Annotated in this window: 1 protein-coding gene and 1 tRNA gene; one reads left to right on the top strand and one right to left on the bottom strand. The window is 66.0% G+C overall.

The features are described 5' to 3' along the window. Positions 1–42: 42 nt before the first annotated feature. Positions 43–1359, bottom strand: coding sequence for a M20/M25/M40 family metallo-hydrolase (locus LQV45_RS29880; RefSeq protein WP_028275570.1), 1317 nt, complete (start codon positions 1357–1359; stop codon positions 43–45). 164 nt (positions 1360–1523) lie between these two features. Here LQV45_RS29880 and LQV45_RS29885 point away from each other — a divergent pair. Next, a tRNA-Leu gene (locus tag LQV45_RS29885) sits at positions 1524–1606 on the top strand. Positions 1607–1771 lie beyond the last annotated feature (165 nt).

The following is a 1771-nucleotide window of genomic DNA, read 5'->3' on the forward strand; positions in this document are numbered from 1 at the left end:
CCACTCAGGATGTCCTCGGGCGTCATGGCAGGCGGTGTCCGCTCAGTAGTTGGTGAGCAGGGTGTCCAGCACCCGTGCGCCGAATTTCAGGGAATCCGCCGGGACCCGTTCGTCGACGCCGTGGAACATGCCGGTGAAGTCGAGCTCGTCCGGCAGCATCAACGGGGCGAAGCCATAGCCGGTGATGCCGAGCCGGCTCAGGGACTTGTTGTCGGTCCCGCCGGAGAGCGTGTACGGCAGCACCTTGGCGCCCGGATCCTCGGAATGCAGGGCGTCGATCATCGAATCGACGAGGTTGCCGGCGAACGGCACCTCCAGCGAGACGTCGTTGTGCACGTAGCTGATGTCCACTCCGGTGCCGGCGAGTTCGCGCACGATTTCCAGCACCTGCTGTTCCTGCCCGGGCAGGGTCCGGCAGTCGATGAGGGCCTCGGCCGATTCCGGAATGACGTTGTGCTTGTAGCCGCCTTTGAGCAGGGTGGGGTTGGTGGTGTTCTGCAGTGTGGCGCCGACAAAGCGGGCCACCGTGCCGAGTTCCTTGAGGATCTTCTCCGGATCGTCGGGATCGAATTCGACCCCGGTGAGTTCGGTAACGCCGTCGAGGAACTGCCGCGTGGTCGGCGTGAGCTCGATCGGCCAGTTATAGGCACCAATCCGGGATACCGCGCCGGCAAGCCTGGTCACGGCGTTGTCGGTGTTGATCTGGGAGCCGTGGCCCGCGCGGCCGTGGGCCACCAGGCGGAGCCAGGAGAGGCCCTTTTCCGCCGTCTGGAGCAGATAGGTGCGCTGGCCGCCGATGGTGGCGGAGAAGCCGCCGACTTCGGAGATCGCCTCCGTGGCGCCCTCAAAGAGTTCGGGCCGCTTCTCGACGGCGTAGCGGGCGCCGTAGGTGCCGCCGGCTTCCTCGTCGGCGAAGAACGCGAAGATGAGGTCGCGCTTGGGTTTGCGTCCCGTGCGGGCGAAGTTGCGCAGCACGGACAGGATCATGGCGTCCATGTCCTTCATGTCCACGGCGCCGCGTCCCCAGATCAGGCCGTCCTTCAGTTCGGCGCCGAAGGGGTCAACCGACCACTGTTCGCGCAGGGCCGGGACGACGTCCAGGTGGCCGTGGACCACCAGTGCGCTGGCGGAGGGGTCCTCCCCCGCCAGCCGGGTGACCACGCTGGCGCGGCCGGGGGCTGCTTCGAAGATTTCGGCGTCCAGCCCGACTTCGGCCATGAGCCCGGCGGTGTATTCGGCGGCCGCGCGTTCACCGGGGCCGGAGCCGTCGCCGTAGTTGGACGTGTCGATCCGGATCAGCTCCTGGCAGATCCTGACGACCTCATCCTCTGGCCTGGTTTCGGTCCGGTTGTCAGTCATAGCGGCTCCTCGTGGCGGGTGGCTCAATTGCTTGCTTCAGCCTACCCACACCACCCCCGCGGACCCCGATTATTTGTTTCCGGAAAAGTCGTGCTAGAGTCTTTCTCGCTGCTTCCGAGAAAAGCAAAACGCTGAAAGGCGAAACGAACTCGGAATTACCACCTGCGCGGGTGGCGGAATGGCAGACGCGCTAGCTTGAGGTGCTAGTCCTCGAAAGGGGGTGGGGGTTCAAGTCCCCCTCCGCGCACAAGGGAAAACCCCTGGAATCCACTGATTCCAGGGGTTTTTTTCTGCCTCCCCGCCGACGGGCCGCGGCTTCGCCCCCGCTGCCGCTGAATACCAATACCCGCTGCCCCGGCCCGGAGCCCACCGGACGTGCCCGCCAGAGGATGGCCGCGCAGCGTTCTCGCCC

The sequence above is a fragment of the Microbacterium sp. Bi128 genome (assembly GCF_918698205.1).